The 22,485-nt window shown below is 35.4% G+C and carries 21 protein-coding genes; 4 read left to right on the top strand and 17 right to left on the bottom strand.

The annotated features are described in order from the left end of the window. Positions 1–209: 209 nt before the first annotated feature. On the bottom strand, positions 210–1,037 hold the full coding sequence (gene murI / locus H3T54_RS10155) for a glutamate racemase (protein ID WP_198222293.1): 828 nt from the start codon (positions 1,035–1,037) through the stop codon (positions 210–212). A 210-nt stretch (positions 1,038–1,247) separates the two neighbouring features. Here murI and metK point away from each other — a divergent pair, with 210 nt between their 5' ends. The 4 genes from metK (at position 1,248) to H3T54_RS10135 (ending at position 4,354) form a co-directional block, all read left to right on the top strand. Next, positions 1,248–2,399: a methionine adenosyltransferase gene (metK, locus tag H3T54_RS10150; RefSeq protein WP_198201722.1), complete on the top strand. Its 1,152-nt coding sequence runs from the start codon at positions 1,248–1,250 to the stop codon at positions 2,397–2,399. Beyond that, a complete protein-coding gene (locus H3T54_RS10145; protein ID WP_198222295.1) occupies positions 2,383–2,886 on the top strand; it encodes a SprT family zinc-dependent metalloprotease in 504 nt (167 codons plus the stop codon). The genes metK and H3T54_RS10145 overlap by 17 nt, the downstream gene beginning before the upstream one ends. Positions 2,887–3,143: 257 nt before the next feature. Continuing rightward, positions 3,144–3,518 carry a hypothetical protein gene (locus tag H3T54_RS10140; protein WP_110448542.1) on the top strand — a complete coding sequence of 125 codons (375 nt, stop codon included), beginning with the start codon at positions 3,144–3,146 and terminating at the stop codon, positions 3,516–3,518. After that, the gene (locus tag H3T54_RS10135) at positions 3,512–4,354 is read left to right on the top strand and encodes a 23S rRNA (adenine(2030)-N(6))-methyltransferase RlmJ (RefSeq protein WP_110448543.1); all 843 of its coding nucleotides are present in this window, start codon (positions 3,512–3,514) and stop codon (positions 4,352–4,354) included. Before H3T54_RS10140 ends, H3T54_RS10135 begins: the two co-directional genes overlap by 7 nt. A gap of 77 nt (positions 4,355–4,431) precedes the next feature. On the opposite strand, the gene H3T54_RS10130 is transcribed toward H3T54_RS10135, so the two are convergent. The 16 genes from H3T54_RS10130 to H3T54_RS10055 form a co-directional block, all read right to left on the bottom strand. After that, positions 4,432–4,800, bottom strand: a complete 369-nt coding sequence (locus H3T54_RS10130; RefSeq protein WP_144190411.1) for a diacylglycerol kinase — start codon at positions 4,798–4,800, stop codon at positions 4,432–4,434. Between the two features lie 20 nt (positions 4,801–4,820). Beyond that, positions 4,821–5,780, bottom strand: a complete 960-nt coding sequence (accA, locus tag H3T54_RS10125) for an acetyl-CoA carboxylase carboxyl transferase subunit alpha (protein WP_086362808.1) — start codon at positions 5,778–5,780, stop codon at positions 4,821–4,823. Between the two features lie 240 nt (positions 5,781–6,020). Further along, complete coding sequence (gene dnaE, locus H3T54_RS10120) at positions 6,021–9,500, bottom strand: DNA polymerase III subunit alpha (RefSeq protein WP_198222297.1); 3,480 nt, start codon at positions 9,498–9,500, stop codon at positions 6,021–6,023. 167 nt (positions 9,501–9,667) lie between these two features. Beyond that, positions 9,668–10,759: a glycerol dehydrogenase gene (locus H3T54_RS10115; RefSeq protein ID WP_198222299.1), complete on the bottom strand. Its 1,092-nt coding sequence runs from the start codon at positions 10,757–10,759 to the stop codon at positions 9,668–9,670. Between the two features lie 238 nt (positions 10,760–10,997). Further along, the gene (gene fabF / locus H3T54_RS10110; protein WP_065614599.1) at positions 10,998–12,242 is read right to left on the bottom strand and encodes a beta-ketoacyl-ACP synthase II; all 1,245 of its coding nucleotides are present in this window, start codon (positions 12,240–12,242) and stop codon (positions 10,998–11,000) included. A 158-nt stretch (positions 12,243–12,400) separates the two neighbouring features. Further along, a complete protein-coding gene (acpP, locus tag H3T54_RS10105) occupies positions 12,401–12,634 on the bottom strand; it encodes an acyl carrier protein (RefSeq protein ID WP_025316503.1) in 234 nt (77 codons plus the stop codon). 150 nt (positions 12,635–12,784) lie between these two features. Then, the gene (gene fabG, locus H3T54_RS10100) at positions 12,785–13,519 is read right to left on the bottom strand and encodes a 3-oxoacyl-ACP reductase FabG (protein ID WP_110448548.1); all 735 of its coding nucleotides are present in this window, start codon (positions 13,517–13,519) and stop codon (positions 12,785–12,787) included. Between the two features lie 18 nt (positions 13,520–13,537). Then, entirely contained in the window at positions 13,538–14,473 is a 936-nt protein-coding gene (gene fabD / locus H3T54_RS10095) for an ACP S-malonyltransferase (RefSeq protein ID WP_110448549.1), read from the bottom strand. Between the two features lie 35 nt (positions 14,474–14,508). Continuing rightward, positions 14,509–15,462: a beta-ketoacyl-ACP synthase III gene (locus H3T54_RS10090; RefSeq protein ID WP_110448550.1), complete on the bottom strand. Its 954-nt coding sequence runs from the start codon at positions 15,460–15,462 to the stop codon at positions 14,509–14,511. A 4-nt stretch (positions 15,463–15,466) separates the two neighbouring features. Next, positions 15,467–16,513: a phosphate acyltransferase PlsX gene (gene plsX / locus H3T54_RS10085; protein ID WP_232350190.1), complete on the bottom strand. Its 1,047-nt coding sequence runs from the start codon at positions 16,511–16,513 to the stop codon at positions 15,467–15,469. Between the two features lie 33 nt (positions 16,514–16,546). Further along, complete coding sequence (rpmF, locus tag H3T54_RS10080) at positions 16,547–16,714, bottom strand: 50S ribosomal protein L32 (protein ID WP_025316508.1); 168 nt, start codon at positions 16,712–16,714, stop codon at positions 16,547–16,549. Positions 16,715–16,718: 4 nt separating this feature from the next. Then, entirely contained in the window at positions 16,719–17,228 is a 510-nt protein-coding gene (gene yceD / locus H3T54_RS10075) for a 23S rRNA accumulation protein YceD (RefSeq protein WP_086320900.1), read from the bottom strand. A 297-nt stretch (positions 17,229–17,525) separates the two neighbouring features. Beyond that, on the bottom strand, positions 17,526–19,445 hold the full coding sequence (locus H3T54_RS10070) for a transcription antiterminator (RefSeq protein ID WP_198222301.1): 1,920 nt from the start codon (positions 19,443–19,445) through the stop codon (positions 17,526–17,528). A gap of 3 nt (positions 19,446–19,448) precedes the next feature. Beyond that, positions 19,449–20,189 carry a KDGP aldolase family protein gene (locus H3T54_RS10065; RefSeq protein WP_198222303.1) on the bottom strand — a complete coding sequence of 247 codons (741 nt, stop codon included), beginning with the start codon at positions 20,187–20,189 and terminating at the stop codon, positions 19,449–19,451. Continuing rightward, positions 20,189–21,328: a DgaE family pyridoxal phosphate-dependent ammonia lyase gene (locus tag H3T54_RS10060; protein WP_198201735.1), complete on the bottom strand. Its 1,140-nt coding sequence runs from the start codon at positions 21,326–21,328 to the stop codon at positions 20,189–20,191. Before H3T54_RS10060 ends, H3T54_RS10065 begins: the two co-directional genes overlap by 1 nt. Next, a complete protein-coding gene (locus tag H3T54_RS10055) occupies positions 21,306–22,460 on the bottom strand; it encodes an amidohydrolase/deacetylase family metallohydrolase (protein ID WP_198222305.1) in 1,155 nt (384 codons plus the stop codon). The genes H3T54_RS10060 and H3T54_RS10055 overlap by 23 nt, the downstream gene beginning before the upstream one ends. Positions 22,461–22,485: the final 25 nt, after the last annotated feature.

The following is a 22,485-nucleotide window of genomic DNA, read 5'->3' as shown; positions in this document are numbered from 1 at the left end:
TTCTTGTTTCAGTTTGCTGTCTCAAGGGCTGCGTATACTACGCTACACCTTTTCATTCGTCAAGATCTTTTTTTAAAATTTTTGACCTTGCTCACTAACACGACCTTTGTCTGCTTGTCGCTGACGCCGTGTCAGTGGATGCGCATTATAGGCACTTCTTTTTTTTTGGCAAGTGAAAAATTGCAATTATTTATTTGTTCGAATAAGCTTTAATCAGCATGAACGCTAATACAATGATATTTATTAAGATTATATTCAGTGAATTTTTTAGTTAATTTTTCAACCTGCTGATTATGTAATGTACTTATAACAATATTATCTAGAGTGGATAGTTCGCTTAAACTATTTAGATCATACTGATCATTAAGCAATGTATTGACTCTTGAAGCAATTGCATATCCTGAATCGATGAAAGTTGTATTAGGAAAAAGTATTTTTAACTCATCTTTAATAAATGGATAATGAGTGCAGCCAAGCACAATAGTATCGGGGATAGTAGATAAATTAAGCCATGGCAGCAATAATGTTTCAAGTTGCTGCATATCAACAGCAATCCCTTGTAGCTTATTTTCAGCGATATGAGCTAATTCTGATAAACCAAGTAACTTTACACTACAATCTGGCGCAAATTCTTGGATCAAATTATTTGTATATGCCCGTTGTATTGTTGCCTTTGTTGCCAATAAACCTATGCATTTATTTTTAGTAACTTTACTGGCAGGCTTAATTGCAGGTACAACACCAACAATTGGAAAGGTAAAGTTTGTTCGTAAACTGGGTAAACAAATAGTGCTAGCGGTATTACATGCAATGACTGCTAAATCAATAGAGTATGATTGTAAAATGGTAGCAATGATACGATTCACTCTAGTGATTAAATATTCAGATGATTTATCACCATAGGGAAAACCTTCATTATCAAAAGCATAAATATAATGTAGATTCGGTATTTTATTATAGATTTCATTATAAATAGATAATCCACCGATACCCGAATCAAAAACTAATACTGTGGGAGATTGTTTTACAATATTCATATATAGTTAATGAAGGTTAAAAAAATAAACGAGCCATATCCTAAATTGATTAAAATTTTATGCAAGTAATTTTGTTTGCGGTAATGCTGGCTTTTTTTAGAATAAATCATTAAAATGGACGTCTAGATGGTAAAACTGCTAAACATAAGCATCTTTCATAGTTATTTTATATTTAGAGAATTGCACTAAATAAGTTAAAGAAGGTAAAACATGTCAGAATTTCTATTTACTTCAGAATCTGTATCAGAAGGTCATCCAGATAAAATAGCCGATCAAATATCTGATGCAGTATTAGATGCTATTTTAGAACAAGATCCTAAAGCACGAGTTGCTTGCGAAACTTACGTAAAAACCGGTATGGCATTAGTCGGTGGAGAAATTACAACTTCGGCTTGGGTTGATATTGAAGAATTAACCAGAAAAACCATTAATGATATTGGTTATACTAGTTCAGAAATGGGCTTTGATGCCAATTCTTGTGCAGTTCTCAATGCAATTGGTAAGCAATCGCCGGATATTAACCAAGGTGTTGATCGTCAAAATCCACTGGAACAAGGTGCTGGTGACCAAGGTATTATGTTTGGCTATGCTACCAATGAAATGCCTAACTTAATGCCAGCAGCAATTAGTTATGCTCATGATCTTATGCGTCGTCAAGCTGAAGTAAGAAAAAATGGTAGTCTCCCATGGTTAAGACCTGATGCCAAAAGCCAAGTCACATTAATTTACCAAGATGGAAAAATTCAAGGCGTTGATACTATAGTTTTATCGACCCAACATTCAGAAGACATTGAACAAAAAGCGTTACATGAAGCGGTAATGGAAGAGATCATTAAACCAACCCTACCAAGCGAGTGGTTAACTTCAAGAACAAAATATTTTATCAATCCTACTGGACGTTTTGTTATTGGTGGTCCTATGGGAGATTGTGGTTTAACTGGTCGAAAAATTATTGTTGATACTTATGGTGGTGCCGCACGACATGGTGGTGGAGCATTTTCAGGGAAAGATCCTTCAAAAGTGGATCGTTCAGCAGCTTACGCTGCAAGATATGTTGCCAAAAATATTGTAGCCGCAGGACTTGCTGATAAATGTGAATTACAAATTTCTTACGCTATCGGTGTTGCTCACCCAACTTCTATTTATGTTAATACTTTTGGCACTGAAAAAATTGCTCAAGATAAAATTATATCATTAATAAAAGAATTTTTTGATTTACGTCCTTATGGATTAATTCAAATGCTTGATCTTATCCAGCCAATTTATCAAAAAACAGCAAGCTATGGCCATTTTGGTCGAGATATCTTCCCATGGGAAAAAACCGATAAGGCAGCTATTCTTCGCGATGCAGCAGGATTATAAACGCGTACCAATTTATCTCCAAAATCAAGTATTGGCTTGTTTAAGAACACACTTAATTCAAGCCAATCAAATATTAACAACCAATTATAAAGAGCCTAAAATCAGTTACAAACCAAAAGGTACTATTGCTGGATGCGCATTATTAACCCGTTGGGAAATACAACTTAATAGCACAATGCTCTATGAGAATAGGGAAGATTTTATTAATGAAGTTGTGCCTCATGAATTAGCTCATCTCATTACTTTTCAATATTTTGGTAAAGTAAAACCACATGGCAAAGAATGGCAATATGTCATGTCTGAAATAATGAAAAAAGAACCAAAAGTGACCCATAATTTCAAGATTAAACGCAACGAATATATATATTTTTGTAACTGCCAAGAGCATTATTTATCACCAATACGACATAAAAAAATTATAAATAATAAAACTAGTTATCAATGTCGTAAATGCGGTACTATACTAAAACTTAAAAACTTTAGTTAATTTTAAAATAAATTATGCCTAATTTTGATACCCACTTTTACAAAAGTTCTATATTTATTGTACTCTTAAGCTTTTTCTTATATATCGTAGGTAACTTTTGTCTGCCATTATATGGCAAACTAACCGTAAGTTTAGTCGAACATCTCCAGTCATTATTTTTATTATTTATGTGCGGTTATAGCTATTTTTATGCGAAAAGTGTTAAAAATCATTCAAACCTGTATAAATTTTGGATTTGGACAATATTTTGGTGGTTTATGCTGTTTGGTAGAGGTATCAGCTGGGGACGAGATTTTTTCCCAGATGTTCCTCGTTTTTATTATAAAATTATTGCTGGTATTATCATGGCAATTCCATTACTAACTACATTTTTGCCAACTATTCGCCAAGAAATAATTCGTCGATATAAATATGAAACAATTCCGGTCTGGCATCTATTTTTCGCCTTTTTATTCTTAGGTATCGCCGATACTGCTGAACACCGTCGTTTAGGTTACCAATTTTTGGTGTTAGATCCACAGCGCAAAGATTTAATTGAGGAGTTAATGGAAATACCCTGCCTGTTAAGTCTAGCTTTAACTACTTTTTATATGCAAAAAAATGAAAAAAAGAGGTTAAATAAGTCATGTTAAGCTATCGTCATAGCTATCACGCAGGCAATCATGCCGATGTATTAAAACATATTGTATTAACATTATGTATTAACTCATTAAAAGAAAAAGAAAAACCATTTTTATACTTAGATACTCATTCTGGAGCTGGTCGTTATTTACTACAAAGTGAACATTCTGAAAAAACAGGAGAATATTTATCTGGTATCAATTTAATTTGGCAACAATCCGAAACACCTGAATTACTTAATACTTATTTATCGGTTTTAAAACGTTATAACCCTTTCGATAACTTGAAATATTATTTAGGCTCACCTTTAATTGCTAAACAATTACTAAGAGAACAAGACAAAATCAATCTTACAGAACTTCATCCTACAGATTATCCATTATTGCGACAAGAATTCAGTAAAGATAAACGGGCCCGAGTTTTAAGAGAAGATGGATTTTCACAATTAAAATCAAAACTACCTCCCGAATCTCGTCGAGGCATTGTTTTGATTGATCCTTCATATGAAATAAAAGATGATTATCAAAAAATCCCTAAAGCATTATTAGAAGCATATAAACGTTTCGCAACAGGCATTTATTTAATTTGGTATCCAGTTGTTTCTCGAACCCAAACACAAAAGATGATAGATGAAATTGTTAACTTAGGGATTAAGAAAATTTCTCAATTTGAATTTGCAATCAAACCAGATAATAACCAGAAAGGTATGACGGCTTCAGGTATGATCGTTATTAATCCGCCATGGAAATTACAGCAACAAATGCAAACCATTATGCCGTGGTTAAAAAACACCCTTGATACAGAAAAAACAGGGAATTATCTTATTAAAGAATTAGTTCCAGAATGATTTCTAATTGTTATAGATCAAAAATGCGAGAATCTCTCGCATTTTTGATAAACAAAGAAAAATTGGGCTCTTGTCAATCAAGGAAAGAAGTGACAAGCAAACAGATAAATCCATAAAATTATAGTTAGTAACAGGGAAAGGAAAACCGCTGCAGAACCATAATCTTTTGCCCGTCCAGACAATTCATGCCTTTCACTACCAATACGATCAACCACGCATTCAATGGCACTATTGAGTAATTCAACAATCATCACAACGCCAATTGATCCCAATAATAAAATGCGTTCATAAATTGAAAAATCGATTAACATTACTGTTATATAAGCAAGAATTAAGACAATTAATTCTTGACGAAATGCGACTTCATATTTAATTGCAGACTTAAATCCTTTCAAAGAATATTTTGTCGCATTAATAATACGTTGCAATCCGGTCGGTTTATTCATATTTACCTTCGATCCCTAAATTATCGAACATAACCGTAGTTCATAAGGCGTTGGAATCTTCTTTCAAGCAGTTCAGGTAATGCTAAACCTTCTAATTCATCCAGATCAGCTAATAATTGTGCTTTAAGTGAAGTAGCAACAGCAGTATAGTCACGATGAGCGCCACCAAGAGGTTCTGGTACGACAGAATCGATCAGATTCAATTTTATCAATTTATCAGCAGTCATATTCATTGCTTCTGCTGCTACTGGTGCTTTATCAGCACTTTTCCATAAAATCGATGCACATCCTTCCGGAGAAATAACGGAGTAAGTACTATACTGTAGCATATTGACTTTATCTGCGACACCAATTGCAAGTGCTCCACCCGAGCCACCTTCACCAATGACTGTACAAATTGTTGGTACATTTAATCGTGACATCTCACGCAGGTTACGCGCAATTGCTTCTGCTTGTCCTCTTTCTTCTGCACCAATTCCAGGATAAGCTCCTGGCGTATCAATAAATGTAATAATTGGTAACTTAAATCGCTCAGCCAGTTGCATTAATCTCAATGCTTTACGGTAACCTTCTGGAGCTGGCATACCAAAGTTACGATAGATTTTCTGTTTAGTTTCACGACCTTTTTGATGGCCAATCACCATAACAGGACGATCATCTATACGCGCTATACCACCAACAATTGCCTTATCATCAGCATAAGCTCTATCTCCAGCTAACTCATCAAAATCAGTAAAAATTTCATTGATATAGTCTAATGTGTAAGGACGATTAGGGTGCCTAGCTAACTGAGCCACATCCCAAGGCGATAGATTAGAAAATATTTTTTTAGTCAATTCACGACTTTTCTGATTTAATTGCTTAATTTCTTTATCTAAATTAATATCTAATTCAACTTGTTGCGAATCAATATTCTTTAAGGAATTAATTTTTGCTTCTAATTCCGCTATCGGCTTTTCAAATTCCAAAAAATTGTTCATAACGCTTGTGATTGCCTCTTGTATTATTTGTATTTTATAAAAAATACGTTACTAAATTTAGTATACAGACTATTTATTAAAAGAAAATTAAATCAATTTTACTATGTAATCGTCATTGAAGTCATCAATATTTATTATTAATACACTTAAACAGGTTAAATAGCACCTTTAATGTTTATTTAAATCTTTACATCTAAATAGCCCAGATTTTTTATTACTTATTCGATTAATATAACTTAATTAATCAAATTCAAAATTCACACGTTCATTACCTAGTAAGGTTTTTAGTTCTATTATTAATGCATCTTCAGGTACTATACGCCAAGTGGTACCAAATTGCAGGCGTACGATGGAGTCTTCTCTTTGATAATATAAATTAACAGGCACACTACCATGTCGATAAGGTTCTATAATTTGTTGAAGCCTTTGTAGGATTGTCCGATTAACCTCAATATCAGTTAATGTAACAGCTAACCCCTTAACATATTTAGCCCGAGCATCTTTTAAGTCAACAATGTCTCGCACAGATAATTTAAAGCCACCATTGAAATCATCATGACTTACTTGACCAGAGACAATTAAAATTTTATCTTTTACAAGTAAATGCCCAAATTTATCTAATGCTTCAGAAAAAAGCATTCCATCAATTCGTCCTGACCTATCATCTAAAGTGAATAATCCAATTTTATTACCTTTTTTGGTAATCCGAACTCTGGCATCAACAACTATACCGGCAAAAGTAGCCATTTTTCCCCATCCAGTAGGTGCTGCCTCGCTAATACGAACACCTCCGGAATATCGATTGAGTTCTTTTAAATATTGGGTAACCGGATGTCCGGTTAAATAAAGTCCTAATGCTTCACGTTCACCTTCAAGTAAAACTTGTGCTGGTAATTCAGGTACAGCAGCATATGCGTGCTCAACTTGTTCTGGCTCTTCAGCAAGGACGCCAAACATATCTTCTTGACCAATATTCTGCGCTTTAGCATATTGATCTGCCGCTTGCATAGCATCATTGATACTATGTAAAATAGCCGCTCTATGTGGTCCTAGTTTATCAAAAGCACCAGCCATAGTTAATTTTTCTAACACTCGACGATTAATTTTTTTCATATCCGTTCGAGCACAAAGCTCGAAGATATTTTTAAAATAACCACCGCTATTACGAGCTTCAACAATAGCTTCTATTGGGCCTTCCCCTACTCCCTTTATAGCACCAATACCGTAAACAATTTCACCTTTATCATTCACATGAAAATGGTAAAGACCACTATTAATATCAGGAGGATTAACTTGCAACCCCATTCTTAGACATTCGTCAACTAAACCAACAATTTTATCAGTATTATCCATATCAGCAGTCATTACTGCAGCCATAAATTCAGCTGGATAATGTGTCTTTAACCATAAAGTCTGATAGGAAACAAGCGCATAAGCAGCAGAGTGAGATTTATTAAAGCCATAACCAGCAAATTTTTCAACCAGGTCAAAAATATGCATTGAAAGTTCACCATCAACGCCTTGCTTTTCCGCACCTTCTTTAAAAACAGAACGCTGCTTAGCCATCTCTTCTGGTTTTTTCTTACCCATCGCTCGTCGTAACAAGTCTGCGCCACCTAGCGTATAACCAGATAGTGTTTGGGCAATTTGCATAACTTGTTCTTGATATAAAATTATGCCATAGGTTGGCTCTAATATTGGTTTAAGAGATTCGTGTTGATGATTGATATCTGGATAAGATACTTCTTCTCGTCCATGCTTACGGTCAATAAAATTATCCACCATCCCTGACTGTAACGGCCCCGGTCGAAATAAAGCAACTAAAGCGATCATATCTTCAAAGCAGTCTGGCTTTAACCGCCTGATCAAATCTTTCATACCACGCGATTCCAATTGGAAGACCGCGGTAGTTTCAGCTTTTAGTAGTAATTGGAACGATTCTTCATCATCTAATGGAATACGAGTAATATCAACTGTTGGCTTGCCATCTCTTAACTGACGCTCATTAATCATTTTAATCGCCCAGTCAATAATGGTTAAGGTACGTAATCCTAAGAAGTCAAATTTAACTAGTCCAGCATATTCAACATCATTTTTATCAAATTGCGTTACCGGATGATGCCCCTCTGGATCACAATAAATAGGAGAAAAATCAGTAATCTTAGTTGGCGATATTACGACACCTCCAGCATGTTTACCTGCATTTCGATTAACACCTTCCAACTGTCTTGCGATATCAATAAGAGACTTAACTTCTTCATTATTATCATAAAGCTCTTGTAGTTGTGGTTCAGCTTCAAACGCCTTAGCTAAGGTCATACCAGGATCAAGAGGAATTAATTTGGAGATACGATCGACAAATCCATAAGGATGGCCAAGTACTCGCCCTACATCACGGATAACCGCTTTTGCAGCCATAGTACCAAAGGTAATAATTTGCGATACCGCATCTCGACCATACATATCAGCAACGTGATCAATAACCATATCACGCTTTTCCATACAAAAGTCGACATCAAAATCCGGCATTGAAACTCGTTCAGGATTCAAAAAACGTTCGAAAAGTAGATCAAATGCTAATGGGTCTAAATCAGTTATTTTTAAAGCATACGCAACCAGTGATCCTGCCCCTGATCCTCGCCCAGGGCCAACGGGAATATCGTTATCTTTTGACCATTGAATAAATTCCATCACGATCAAAAAGTAACCAGGAAAACCCATCTGATTTATTACGTTTAATTCTGTTTCTAATCGCTCATCATATTGTGAACGTTTTTGTTTTCGTTCTTCCGGATCAGGAAAAAGAAATTCTAATCTCTCCTCTAAACCTTCTCGAGATTTATGTACCAAAAAATCTTCCGTCGACATATCACCAGTAGGAAATTGCGGTAGGAAATATTCACCAAGCCTTATAGTAACATTACATCGCTTAGCTATTTCTACGCTGTTTTCTAATGCCTCTGGAATATCTGAAAATAAATCACACATCTCTTGTTCAGTACGCAAATACTGTTCAGCAGAATAATTTTTCGGTCTATTAGGATCGTCAAGTGTATTACCATCATGAATAGCAACTCGAATTTCATGAGCTTCAAAATCCGAAGATTTCAAAAATCGTACATCATTAGTCGCCACAACAGGTAAGGAATATTGTTCAGCTAGCTGAATGGCGCTATGAATAAATAATTCTTCATTAAGCCGATTAGTGCGAACTAATTCAAAATAAAAGTGTTGATTAAAATTTTCTCGATAAAAGTTAATTGCATCTTCAATAATTTCCTGATTATCGCGAATAATACCAATACCAATATCACTTTCACGACCAGCTAATATAATTAAACCATCGCGATGCGACCTTAACCATTCCTGATCAACAACCGGCATATCTCCAATATAACCACGCTGGTAAGCTTTAGAGATTAATAATGTAAGATTTTGATAGCCTTCATTGTTTGCTGCTAACAATGTTAATCGATAAACATCATCATTTAATTGTGAATTTTTAACGGCTAAATCGGCACCAATAATCGGTTTGATGCCCTTACCCATTGCTGAACCATAAAACTTCACCAGTCCACACAGATTGGTAAAATCAGTAATGGCAAAAGCAGGCATTTGCAACTTGCTTACTTCATTAACTAAAGTACCTACTTTAGCTATGCCATCAATCATTGAAAAATCGCTATGTAAGTGAAGATGAATAAACTTAGGTTCAGTCATATTTACCAAAAATAATTACCCAGAAAATTAGCCACAATTATAGCATAAACCATATGAATTTTCTTATTGTCTTTATTTGTCACTAATTATACCAACTAATCAATTACAAAAACGTCCGTCATAAAACAACGGACGTTAATCGAATTAGTGTTGATAAATGCGAAACGTTATTTGCGTCGTAAACCTTCAGCATTTGCGGCTTTTATTGCTGCAAATACTGTGTCGGGAGTGATTTCGGCAGGAGAATTATAAATTGACTCACCTTGCGCACAAGCTAAAATTGCCACTTGCATTAAGTCATCATCGCTAACATTAGCTAAACCAATTTCTGCTAGAGTGGTTGGCAACCCAACGGACTGACAGAAATCATAAACGGTTTCAATCATTTGTGGATCACTATCAATTAACATTAACATAGCAAGTGTACCAAACGCCACTTTTTCACCATGCCAGTAATCATGTGTCGCTTCTAATGCAGTAAATCCATTATGAATGGCATGTGCAGCTGAAAGGCCACCACTTTCAAATCCTAATCCAGAAAGTAACGTATTAGCTTCGATCACATGTTCCAATGCTGAGGTTACTACTTTTTGTTCACAAGCATTTTTAGCTTGTACACCATATTTTAACAATATTTCAAAACAAAATTTTGCTAGCGCAAATGCGGTCATTGGGCCAGGTCGCCCACTCATATTCCCTGCTTTTGATTGCCTACAATCTTCGGCTTCAAACCAAGTTGCTAAAGCATCGCCCATACCTGCAACTAAAAATCTTGCAGGAGCATTAGCGATAACTTTTGAATCAACTAAAACAACATCAGGATTTCTTGGTAGCACAAAATAGCGTTTAAATTCACCTGTTGAAGTGTAAATTACTGATAAAGCACTGCAAGGTGCATCTGTTGAGGCAAGCGTTGGCACAACAACACAAGGATAATGAATAGTTGCGGCTACAGCTTTCGCTGTATCAATAACCTTCCCTCCACCTATACCAACAATCACATCAATGTTTTGAGTTTTGGCTAACTCAATTATTCTTTTAATTTCTTCATCACTACATTCTCGGTTAAAAATATCAACGACACTTTCAATCTTATCTGATAGTGATTTTTCGATAGTTTTAGATAAATTTTTGTGGGCAGATGGACTTTCAAGCAATAACGCTTTTTTTCCAAGTCTCGCTAATTCTTCGCCTAAACTATTTTCAATTGCATTAAAGCCTTGAATGTATCGATTGGGGAAAAGTGCAGTAGTAATCATAATAACAGCTCCTAAAAATTAAAAAATCCTGCATAGATAAATCTTATTACCATTATTCAGCAAAATATTTTTTATCCATGTATTAAGTTAAAACATACGCTTTTATTAATATTAAGCTACTAAATATTTTTAAAAATGAGGTATATGCCACATTTTTTAGTCTGTGAAGTGTATTATCAAAAGAAAAGATAATAGAATAGGTGATTCCCATCACTTAATTGTGATGGGAAGAAAAAGATTAGATCTTCTTGAATAAAACTGAACCGTTAGTACCACCAAAACCAAATGAATTACAAAGCGCATATTCTAAGTTTTTCACTTGACGAGCTGTATGTGGAACATAATCCAGATCACAACCCTCATCAGGGTTATCAAGATTAATTGTTGGTGGAACAGCTTGATCACGTAATGCAAGCACCGTAAAGATAGATTCAACAGCACCAGCAGCACCTAATAAATGCCCAATCATTGATTTAGTTGAACTTACCATTACTTTATTAGCATTTTCTTGGAAAATACTTTTAACTGCTTGCGTTTCTGCTTTATCGCCAGCCGGAGTTGACGTACCATGCGCATTAATATATCCAACTTGTTCCGCCGTTATCCCTGCATCACGAATAGCACATTTCATAGCTAATGCTGCACCACTACCATTTTCTGGAGGTGAAGTCATATGATAAGCATCGCCACTCATACCAAAACCAACGATCTCAGCATAAATTTTAGCACCACGTTTTTTAGCATGTTCATATTCTTCTAAGAACATGATACCTGCACCATCACCAAGCACAAAACCATCACGATCTTTATCCCACGGGCGACTAGCAGCTTTAGGATTATCATTGTTTGTTGATAATGCACGAGCAGCACCAAAACCACCAATACCCAATGGTGTACTCGCTTTTTCACCACCACCGGCTAACATTGCATCGGCATCACCATAAGCAATCATACGTGCAGCATGACCAATATTATGCACACCCGATGAACAAGCAGTAGCAATAGTAATACTTGGCCCCTTTAATCCGTAGATAATTGATAAATGACCAGCAATCATATTAACTATTGTTGATGGCACAAAAAATGGGCTAATTTTACGCGGTCCACCATTGACTAATGCACTATGATTTTCTTCAATTAATCCTAGTCCACCAATACCTGAACCGATAGCACAACCGATGCGTTCTGCGTTTTCTTCAGTAACTTCAATGCCAGCATCTTGCATTGCTTGCATTCCTGCAGCAATACCATATTGGATAAAATAATCCATTTTACGAGCATCTTTACGTGAAATATTATAATCTTCGCCATTAAAGTCTTTAACCATCGCTGCGAAGCGGGTTGCAAAAGGGGCTGTATCAAAGTGTTCTATAAGTTCTACGCCACTTTGACCTGCTAATAAAGCTTGCCAAGTAGACTCAACTGTATTACCTAATGGAGATATCATGCCCATTCCAGTAACAACAACTCTGCGTTTAGACACATTGTCCTCCAGAAAAGGATTGAAATGAAATTTGAATCATTGAAAATTTTATTATGAGTTTTCAGAATTAAATTATGTCAAATTCACTCTATAAAAATAGAGACATAAATAAAAACTAGGCGATCATTTGACCGCCTATTGTGAAAACTCTGCTAACCTTATTGATTTGCAGTAATATAATCAATTGCTGATTGTACAGTTGTAATTTTTTCAGCTTCTTCATCAGGAATTTCTGTATCAAATTCTTCTTCTAAAGCCATAACTAATTCAACTGTGTCAAGAGAGTCAGCGCCAAGATCTTCAACGAAAGAAGATTCATTCTTAACTTCGTCCTCTTTCACACCAAGTTGCTCAACAATAATTTTCTTAACTCGCTCTTCAATAGTGCTCATACTCTTTTTTTTCCTATAAATATCGCCGAAAGTGGCGGTGAATGTAAGTTTATAAAATGTTGAAAAAGATGCCAATCATTTTTCAACCCAATTGCTTGTTTTTTGTTCAAAACTTCAAATTATTGGTTCATTTTACACTATTCTGATCAATTACACCATATACATGCCGCCATTGACATGTAAAGTTTCACCTGTAATGTAAGATGCTTCATCAGAAGCCAAAAATGCCACCGCATTAGCAATCTCAGCCGGTTCACCTAAACGTCCTGCTGGTACTTGTGCTAACGTTAAAGCTTTTTGCTCATCCGTTAGGGCTTCTGTCATATCAGTTGCAATAAATCCTGGTGCAACAACATTAACTGTAATTCCACGAGATGCAACTTCACGTGCTAAAGATTTACTAAATCCGATTAATCCAGCTTTTGCTGCAGAATAATTAGCCTGACCAGCGTTACCCATAGTGCCTACAACTGAGCCTATAGTAATAATTCGACCATAACGTTTTTTCATCATAGTACGCATTAATGCTTTTGATAAACGAAAAACTGATGTTAAGTTAGTATTTAAAATATCTTGCCATTCGTCTTCTTTCATTCGCATTAATAGATTATCACGGGTAATGCCTGCGTTATTAACTAAAATATCAATATCGCCAAACTCCGTTTTAATTGCATTAATAACTGATTCAATAGATGCTTCGTCAGTTACATTTAGTGCCAAACCTTTTCCGTTAGAGCCTAAATATTCACTTATGGCCTGTGCGCCTTTTTCTGTCGTTGCAGTACCAATCACTGTTGCACCACATGCAACTAATTTTTCTGCAATGGCCTTTCCAATTCCACGGCTTGCACCAGTTACTAAAGCAATTTTTCCTGATAGGTTCATAACTACCCCTTTTGTATTCTATTTAGTATTTTCAATTGCAACATCTAATGACGCTTTATCATTAACAGCACAAGCTGATAATGAATCAACAATTCGTTTAGTTAAGCCCGTTAAAACTTTACCTGGACCCATCTCAACTAATAGTGTTACACCTTGTTTTGCCATTTCTTCAACCGTTTCAGTCCAACGAACTGGGCTATATAACTGGGCTATTAATGCCGCTTTAATATTATCTGCCGATGATTCAACTTTAACATTAACGTTATTAATCACAGCAAATTGAGGTGGATTAAACGTCATGTTATTTAAAGTTGTCGCTAGTTTATCAGCGGCTGGTTTCATCAATGCACAATGAGAAGGAACACTTACCGCCAATGGTAACGCACGTTTAGCGCCGGCCTCTTTACAAAGAGCACCAGCACGTTCAACAGCTTCTTTATTACCAGCAATAACAACTTGGCCTGGTGAATTAAAATTAACTGGCGCAACAATTTGACCTTGAGCCGCTTGCTCACATGCTTTTTTAATTGAATCGTTATCTAAACCAATAATAGCAAACATTGCACCAGTACCACTTGGCACTGCCTCTTGCATTAATTTACCACGTAACTCGACTAATTTAATAGCATCTTTAAAATCAATCACACCAGCACATACTAATGCTGAATACTCACCCAAACTGTGACCAGCCATAAATTCTGGTTGAGGGCCATTAATACTTTGCCAAACTCGGTAAATCGCAACCGATGCAGCAAGTAATGCCGGTTGTGTTTGCCAAGTTTTATTTAATTCTTCAGCTGGACCAGCTTGAACTAAAGTCCATAAATCATAACCTAATACTTGTGATGCTTCATCGAAAGTTGATTTCACAACTGGATAATTTTCAGCAAGATCTTTTAACATACCAACAGCTTGTGAGCCTTGTCCTGGAAATACCATTGCAAATTTGGTCATTTTGAAATCCTTGATTACCTAAATAATTTATAAAATTAAAATCTAACGAGTGCTGAGCCCCAAACAAAGCCGCCACCGAAAGCTTCTAATAAAATTAGTTGCCCACGTTTAATACGTCCATCTCGTACACCTGTATCTAATGCACAAGGTACTGATGCAGCAGACGTATTTCCTTGTTTATCAAGTGTAACAATCACCTTACTCATATCCATATCAAGACGTTTAGCTGTAGCTGAAATAATCCGTAAATTAGCTTGATGTGGCACTAACCAATCTAAATCAGATTTATTGAATGTATTTTCGGTTAAAAGTTCATCAACTAGATTAGAAAGTTCTTTGACTGCAATTTTGAATACATCGTTGCCTTGCATTGTCATATAGAGAGGATCATTAAGTGAACGGCGATCAACATATGGGTATTTTAATAATTCACCATAACGGCCGTCGGCATGTAAATGAGAGGCAATAATACCTGGCTCTTCAGAAGCACCAACCACAACTGCTCCAGCACCATCACCAAAAATGATAATTGTACCTCTATCTGTTGGATCAACACCACGAGTTAACATATCAGAACCAACAACTAAGGCATATTTTATTACACCACTTTTTACATATTTATCAGCAATATCTAATGCATAAATAAATCCAGAACAAGCTGCCGACACATCGAAGGCAACCACATCACCGAGATCTAATTTAGCTTGTAATTCTGTAGCCGAGCTAGGAAAAGCGTTAGCAGACGTTGCTGTTGCAACAATAATCAAACCAATCTCTTGTTTATCAATATCCGCCATTTCAATAGCTTTAATCGCCGCTTCATAGGCCATACTAGTAACAGTTTCATCGGGTGCAGCTATCCTTCTTTCTTTAATACCCGTACGAGTAGTTATCCATTCGTCACTAGTATCCACCATTTTTTCAAGATCGGCATTAGTTCTTATTTGTTTTGGAAGATAACTTCCTGTTCCTAATATTTTTGTATACATCGAATTATTCGCTCTTGGGTAGTGCAGAAGAAAGGCTATTGGCAATCTTCTCTGGTATATTTGTTTCGATAGCTAAAATAGCTTGCTCTATTGCTGCAAAAAATGATTTTTGATTGGCACTACCGTGACTTTTAATCACAATACTTTGAAGACCAAGTAAACACGCGCCATTATATCGCCCAGGGTCTAAATAACCAAAATTTTTTACTAATTTTCTTTGCAGCCATTTACTCAAAAACTTCATAACTAATGAGTTGTGCCCTAAAAGCATTTTGAACGAAGATAGAAAAATTTTAATTAACCCTTCTACCGTTTTCAAAGTCACATTACCAACAAAGCCGTCACAAACTAATACATCTGTTTTACCAGTTAATAGCTCATTACCTTCTAAATAACCAATATAATTAATTTGATGATTAGCTTTCAAAATAGACGCAGCAGCACGAATTTTATCCAATCCTTTGATGTCTTCTTCACCAATATTAAGCAAAGCAACACGAGGATTTTCAATATGAAGAACCGATTTTGCTAGTATTTCACCCATTATAGCAAATTGAACCAGCATATCGCTATCACATTCAGCATTTGCTCCCAAATCAAGTACCACAGTATTTTGATTATTTAACGCCGGAATGGTGGCAACTAATGCTGGTCTATCAATACCGGTTAGAGAATGTAATAATAACTTAGACAACCCCATCAGCGCACCCGTATTACCAGCACTAACACAAGCTTGAGCTTTATTATTTTTTACTAACTCTAATGCAATTCTCATTGACGAACCTTGACTATGCCTAATCGCATAAGAAGGTTTCATATCATTAGTAATGATAGATGTTGATTCTGTCACCATCAAGCGACCAGTTTCTTGGTACTGGGTAACTAGCTTGGTATTTTCTTTAGATAAAAAAAATCTAACTTCCTTTATGTCACCAACAAGAAAGATAGAAAGATTTGGATAATGATGTAATGCTTGAATTGCAGCAGGAACAACAATACGAGGACCAAAGTCCCCGCTCATAGCATCTAACGCAATGGTTAGATTATCCAAAATGTCACCTGAAGATTTCTAATTACTAATTAATTATTTAGAAATCACTTTTCGACCGCGATAATAACCATCAGCGGTTACGTGATGACGTAAATGAGTTTTACCTGATTCATCAACTGAGATATTAGCAACAGTTAATGCATCATGAGAACGACGCATACCACGTTTTGCACGAGTTTTACGATTCTGTTGAACAGCCATGGATTTACCCCTTATTCTTTAAACTAACTAAAATTGCAAATGGATTTGGTTTTTCATTCTCAGCAGGAATTTCACCAAACACCATATCTGCCTCTGACACTTCGCAGTGTTTACTATCATGCACCGGCGCAATTGGTAATGAGAGAATAATTTCGTCCTCAATTAACGCTAATATATCTACTTCACCAAACTCGTTAACTAAAACGGGTTCATAATGTTCCGGTAATGTCTCTGCTTGAGCATCGCTCTTAACAGGACTAAATTTATTCATCACATGAACTTCAGTGATAAAAGGTTTAAAACAACGCTGACAAATTTGTTCTAGCGTCATTTTTGCATCAATAGTGATAACGCAAAGTCTTTGCTCATCAAAATCAAAAGACAAATGACATTCGATATCACTTTTTGGACTTTCAATCCTTGTTGCACTTTTTGCTGGATAATATCCAACATAATCAAGTCTTTTTTGTGCTGCTTTGATTGGGTCAATTGTTAATGGTAATTTATTTTGCATAAGATATGCATGCCTACCTTAAAAATTATTAAGTGCAGCTAAAAACCACACAAAGCCATAAGGCGCGCATAATACCTTTAAATCACCATTTCGTCAATGGGCAAGCACATGATAATTTGTTTTAATTGTTGATTATTTCTTAAATATTTATAATTATAATTTTACTTATTTCTTAACAAAAAATTTTGAGGAACGGGTTTTTTTAGCGTTCACAATTGTTATTTATTTAATCACTAAATAACTTGTGTTACTCGCTTAGTTAAATCCCTTTTTTAATTGCAAATTAAATCGAGTTTATTACGATAAACGCCCAAAACTATCTTTTACAATAGCTTGAAAATCATCAAAATTACGACTATTTAACAACCGCTTAGTTGATCTCTCTTTAACAAAATTGACGACTAAGTTATAAATTCGCATCGCATCTTCGTATTCATCTTTGCTAATTGCTAATAAGAAAATAACATGCGCAATTTCATTTTTATTCCATTCAATACCTTGAGGAGCCAAAATAGTGGTAACTACTGTCTTTTTGGCCAACAACCCAACTGAATGAGGAATAGCAATATTTTCACCTATTAAAGTCGATACAATACTTTCTCGTTCTACTACCGATGGATAAAAGTCCTGTCCCACATATCCAAATTTTTCCAGCCGTTGACAAACTCTCTGGAATAGTTCGCTTTGTGTCATCGGTTTGTCAATAATTAGGAAAAATTTTTCATTAAAAAAACGCTCAATAATATATGGCATAGTGCGATCAACCATTGATAAACGCCCTAATTGTTCTAGTTGATAAGGCGTTGGAAATGGTGCTATTTTCACTATTTGCTTATCTTTTTCGTTTAAGCGAACCGTCGATACCACAAAATCTTCTTCAATATGCGTTAACTGTTCATATTCTCTATAAGAAATCGTTCGATTAATTAAAATATGAGGAAAATCGCGTTTAATTTTTGATTCAATCATACGCAAAGTAGCGTTACCCAATTCACTGACTAATAAAATTTGCACTAATCTTTTATATCCTGCACTATAATTGCGCTCTAATGCTACCCCTATATGAATTGCTAAATAGCTAATTTCGTCTTCAGTCATTTTCACATCAGTAAACTTAGGAATATTCGCTAATGCCGATAAAGTAATATCATAAGCAAAAGGATAATATTGTTTAATTTCATGTAATAACGGATTAGAAGTATGAATTTGATATTTTATACGAGATAGCAACGATGAAATATGAATTAACATATCTTGACGTAGCTTCATATCTTGTTTCAAATTATAGTGATAAGAATCATTGATATAAGATAAGATATGTTCAAATAACTCTAAACTTTTAGCTTGATTAGGTGATTCCATAATAGTGCGCGACATAATCTGCACACATAAATAGTTAAATTCAGCATCAGAAAGGGTACTACCTAAAAAATAGGAGAAGCCTTCAGAAACCTCACGTGCAGCGCCAATAACTGTCGAATCAATATTATCGACTTGATATTCAACTAGTTCATACCCTTGCGTAATTCTGGTGATTGAAACAGCACAACAATAGAGCAAATACCCTTGCCCTTCCGAGGTTAATTTTAATTCAAAACGTTCAAACTGATTTTGTAGTACATTTTCCAGATAATCTAAATCAATATCAGATAATATCGTCTGAATTAACCGATTAACATTGATAGTGTCCCCTGTGATATGATGTTGCCATAAAATATCAGTTAAACATGCTCGAATAGCCGATTCCTCACCAACTAATCGCATACCTGAATAAGGACGATTATCCAGCGATAAATGGTATTTATCTAAATATTGCTTAACTTCAATAACATCATTTTGTAATGTATTACGGCTCAAAAACCATTCACCAGCAATATCATCCAATTTTACCGACTTTGATTGAGTTAAAAATGCAATTAATAAAGCGGAAACGCGCTCTTTATTAGTTCGAGGAACTCGTTCTATTTGCTGAACAATCGGAATGGTTGCATACAGATTAGGATCTGTTATGACAAGGTGATAACCAACGTTTTTAATATAATCAACTTGCGCACCATACTTATTTAATACATCGTTAAGCGCAACAATATCAGACCGAATTGTTCTGATTGATACTGTAAAACGATTTGCTAGCTCTTTTTGAGGTAGCAATTCGTTTTTTATCGTATCAAAAATATACGCTAATCGTTGATAAGGGAATAGCAATTTAGATGCCATTACTCATCCTGCTAACTTTTGCGTAATCGCTAATAGTTGTTTAACATCTTCAGTTCTTGTCGCCCCAGTTGCTTTATCAATAATTGAGGTATAAATATGTGGAATAACTTTTTTCACACCGGCATTTAAGGCAATTTTTAAAATTGCTTCATAATTGTCTAAATCTATACCACCAGTAGGTTCTAGATAGAAATCATGTTCAGCACAACATTTAGCCACATACTCATATTCATCTATATGTTTTAACCCACCCATAGGGAAATATTTAATTGAGCTTCCCCCCATATCTTTTAATAAAGCAATAGCGGTTTCAACCGGAACGATAGCAGCTGGTGATTTTGAGCTTAGTGGCCCTGTAGCTATATTAACTAATCCTACTTTCCCTGTTGGTGATACAAGACCATTAATTACCGTTTCTTTTTGTCCTAATAAAGCACGACTTGTTGCCACCCCTGTAAAAACTTGATTAACATGTTGAGGCTGTAGAACTGCAGATATTTCTGACACCATAGTAGATTGATTAGGATCACCCGCTCCCAGACCAACTGAAATAGCATTATCAATGGCTAACGCATATTTTTTCATATCTTCTATTGCTTGCTGATTATCTGGATAATTTTTAGATAACACTCCCACAACAACATAAGTTTGTGCAGCTTCATAAATAGCACTAGCATTATCAATTGAATTGGCTAATACGTTTAAACAAACGCGATCGTTAAAATAATTTGGTGTCAATTGCATTATTTAACTCCTTGGATAATTTTTATAATTTTGTTATAGACAATATCAAGCTGTTCCGCCGTTACACTACGAACATCTGCATCTACTTTACCCTCATTGGCTTTATATTCCCGAAAATAGACTGCAATCTCGCCTTGCTTCATCAGGTCTATCATTTCAACAGCACTTTTACCAATAACCTTTGCATCAAATGATATTTCTGCACGAGCAATATCTCGGCCAGCACCATCCCAGACAACTTTTGCCGATATACCATTAATAGAATTTAACTTTTCGATAAATGGTGTCATTTTGACAACCATTTCTTGCCCAGTTTCTTGTTTAGGATCGTTAATATATAACTCAATTGCCCTGGTTAAGCCTAAAATACCTTCTTTACCAACCTTCATTGGTCGGCCAATACCTTGAGACTGAAGTTTAAGCCATTCAATAGCTTGGTGGCGGCCAATAACTAAGCCACTAGTTGGCCCTTCAATTGCTTTTGCACCACTATAAATAACTAAATCAGCGCCTTGTTGATAATAGGTTTGTAAATCCTCTTCCGCTGCGGCATCAACAATTAATGGAATATTATATTTTTTGGCCACTGTTACGGCTTGCGCAACTGATAACATACTTTTTTGCACACAATGATGTGATTTAACATATAAAATAGCCGCGGTATCAGAATTAATTAATGATTCAATGTGCTCTGGTTTGCACTCATTTGCATAACCCGCTTCAACCACAATTCCACCACCTAGAGCGACCATAGTACTAATAGGAGCACCAAAATTTACGTTATGTCCTTTTGGCACAATAATTTCCCTTGCTACCCATTTATCAGAACTATGTAAATTAAATAATAAATCACGATCATCTTTAACGATTAAACCTGCGACAGCTTGCGCAATGCCAGCCGAGGCACATGATACGACCACAGCGTTTTCGACATTGAGTAATTTAGCAATGTATTGACCAGTTTTATCAACTAAATCTTTTATTTCAAAATATTCATTTAATCCGTGGGATACAGTATCAACCACTTCTGCTCTAGGTGTTGAAACACCTAAAATAGTCATTCGCCCCGAAGCATTAATCACTTTTTTCAAGTGGTATTTACTGTATATTTCTTTTTCAGTTTGAGATTCTGAGCTCATTTTTACTACCTTCTTGTGTTATTTCAATGTGTGTAACTTTTTTGGTTGTATTTGTTACGATAGCGGCTAAAGGAACAAACTGTTCATGGCATTCCCTCTGCTCACCTTCTGAATCAGTTAAAGAGACGGTTTGCTGTTTTATATCAAAAATAGTCAAATCGGCATCATAGCCAATAGCTATTTCCCCTTTATTATTTAAATGCAATATTTGTGCCGCATTTTTAGTGACACTATCAATAATTCTAGTTTTGCTATAACCTAGACAGATAAATTTATTCATCACATTTGCTAAGCTAAATACAGGACCTTGCAAGCGATTTTTAGAATATATATCAGAGCTAATAGTGTTTGGATAAACATCTAAGCATTTAGCTCGCTCAGCTACTGCAAAACTGAAACTTTCACCACCATGACCAATATCTAAAATCACCCCACGTCCAATGGCGCGTTTAATTGAATCACGCAGATTATTCTGCTTATCAAATATTTGGTTTGGCTTACCATTAAAACAATGAGTAATAATATCGCCTTTAGTTAATAAATCTGCAATTTCATCAAGTTCAGGCGGATTATTTCCTACATGAATCATTAGTGGCAACCCCGTCTTTTTCTGCATCTCTTTCGCTTTGATTAACGGTAAAATACCATTTTCGCCAACAACGCTACGACTCATCCTAACTTTTATTCCAATAATAAAATTAGGATATTTAACTAAAGTTTGGTCAAATAACGGCACATCTATATCTTGCATATCAGCAAGCTCACTTTGTCTTATTAAACCAATTTTTGAGATATTTAAAAAAGAATAAACATGAGTTTTAGCCTGCATCGCTAAATCATAAAATTCGTCCGCATCAAGTGCGCCAACACTACCAGCATCAACCACTGCCGTCACACCAGTTTTAACACCAATGAGATCTGGTTCATCGTGGTAAATTGGTGAGTGAGCAAAGCAATGAGTATGGGAATCTATCCAGCCGGCACTTATATAGTGTTGATTTTGTAAATCCAATACTTGATTTGATGTTGCGATTATATTTTTGCCAATTTCCACAATTTTGCCTTGTTGAATGGCAATATCGGTTATTGAATTATCAATGAGTTTGGCATTTTTTATAATTAAATCATACATAATTTAATCCAATCCCCTCGACCAT

The sequence above is a fragment of the Gilliamella sp. B14384G10 genome, from assembly GCF_016101685.1.
Lineage (GTDB): Bacteria > Pseudomonadota > Gammaproteobacteria > Enterobacterales > Orbaceae > Gilliamella > Gilliamella apis_A.
The sequence above is the reverse complement of the archived record's forward strand: the minus strand, read 5'-3'. Positions and strand labels throughout refer to the sequence as shown.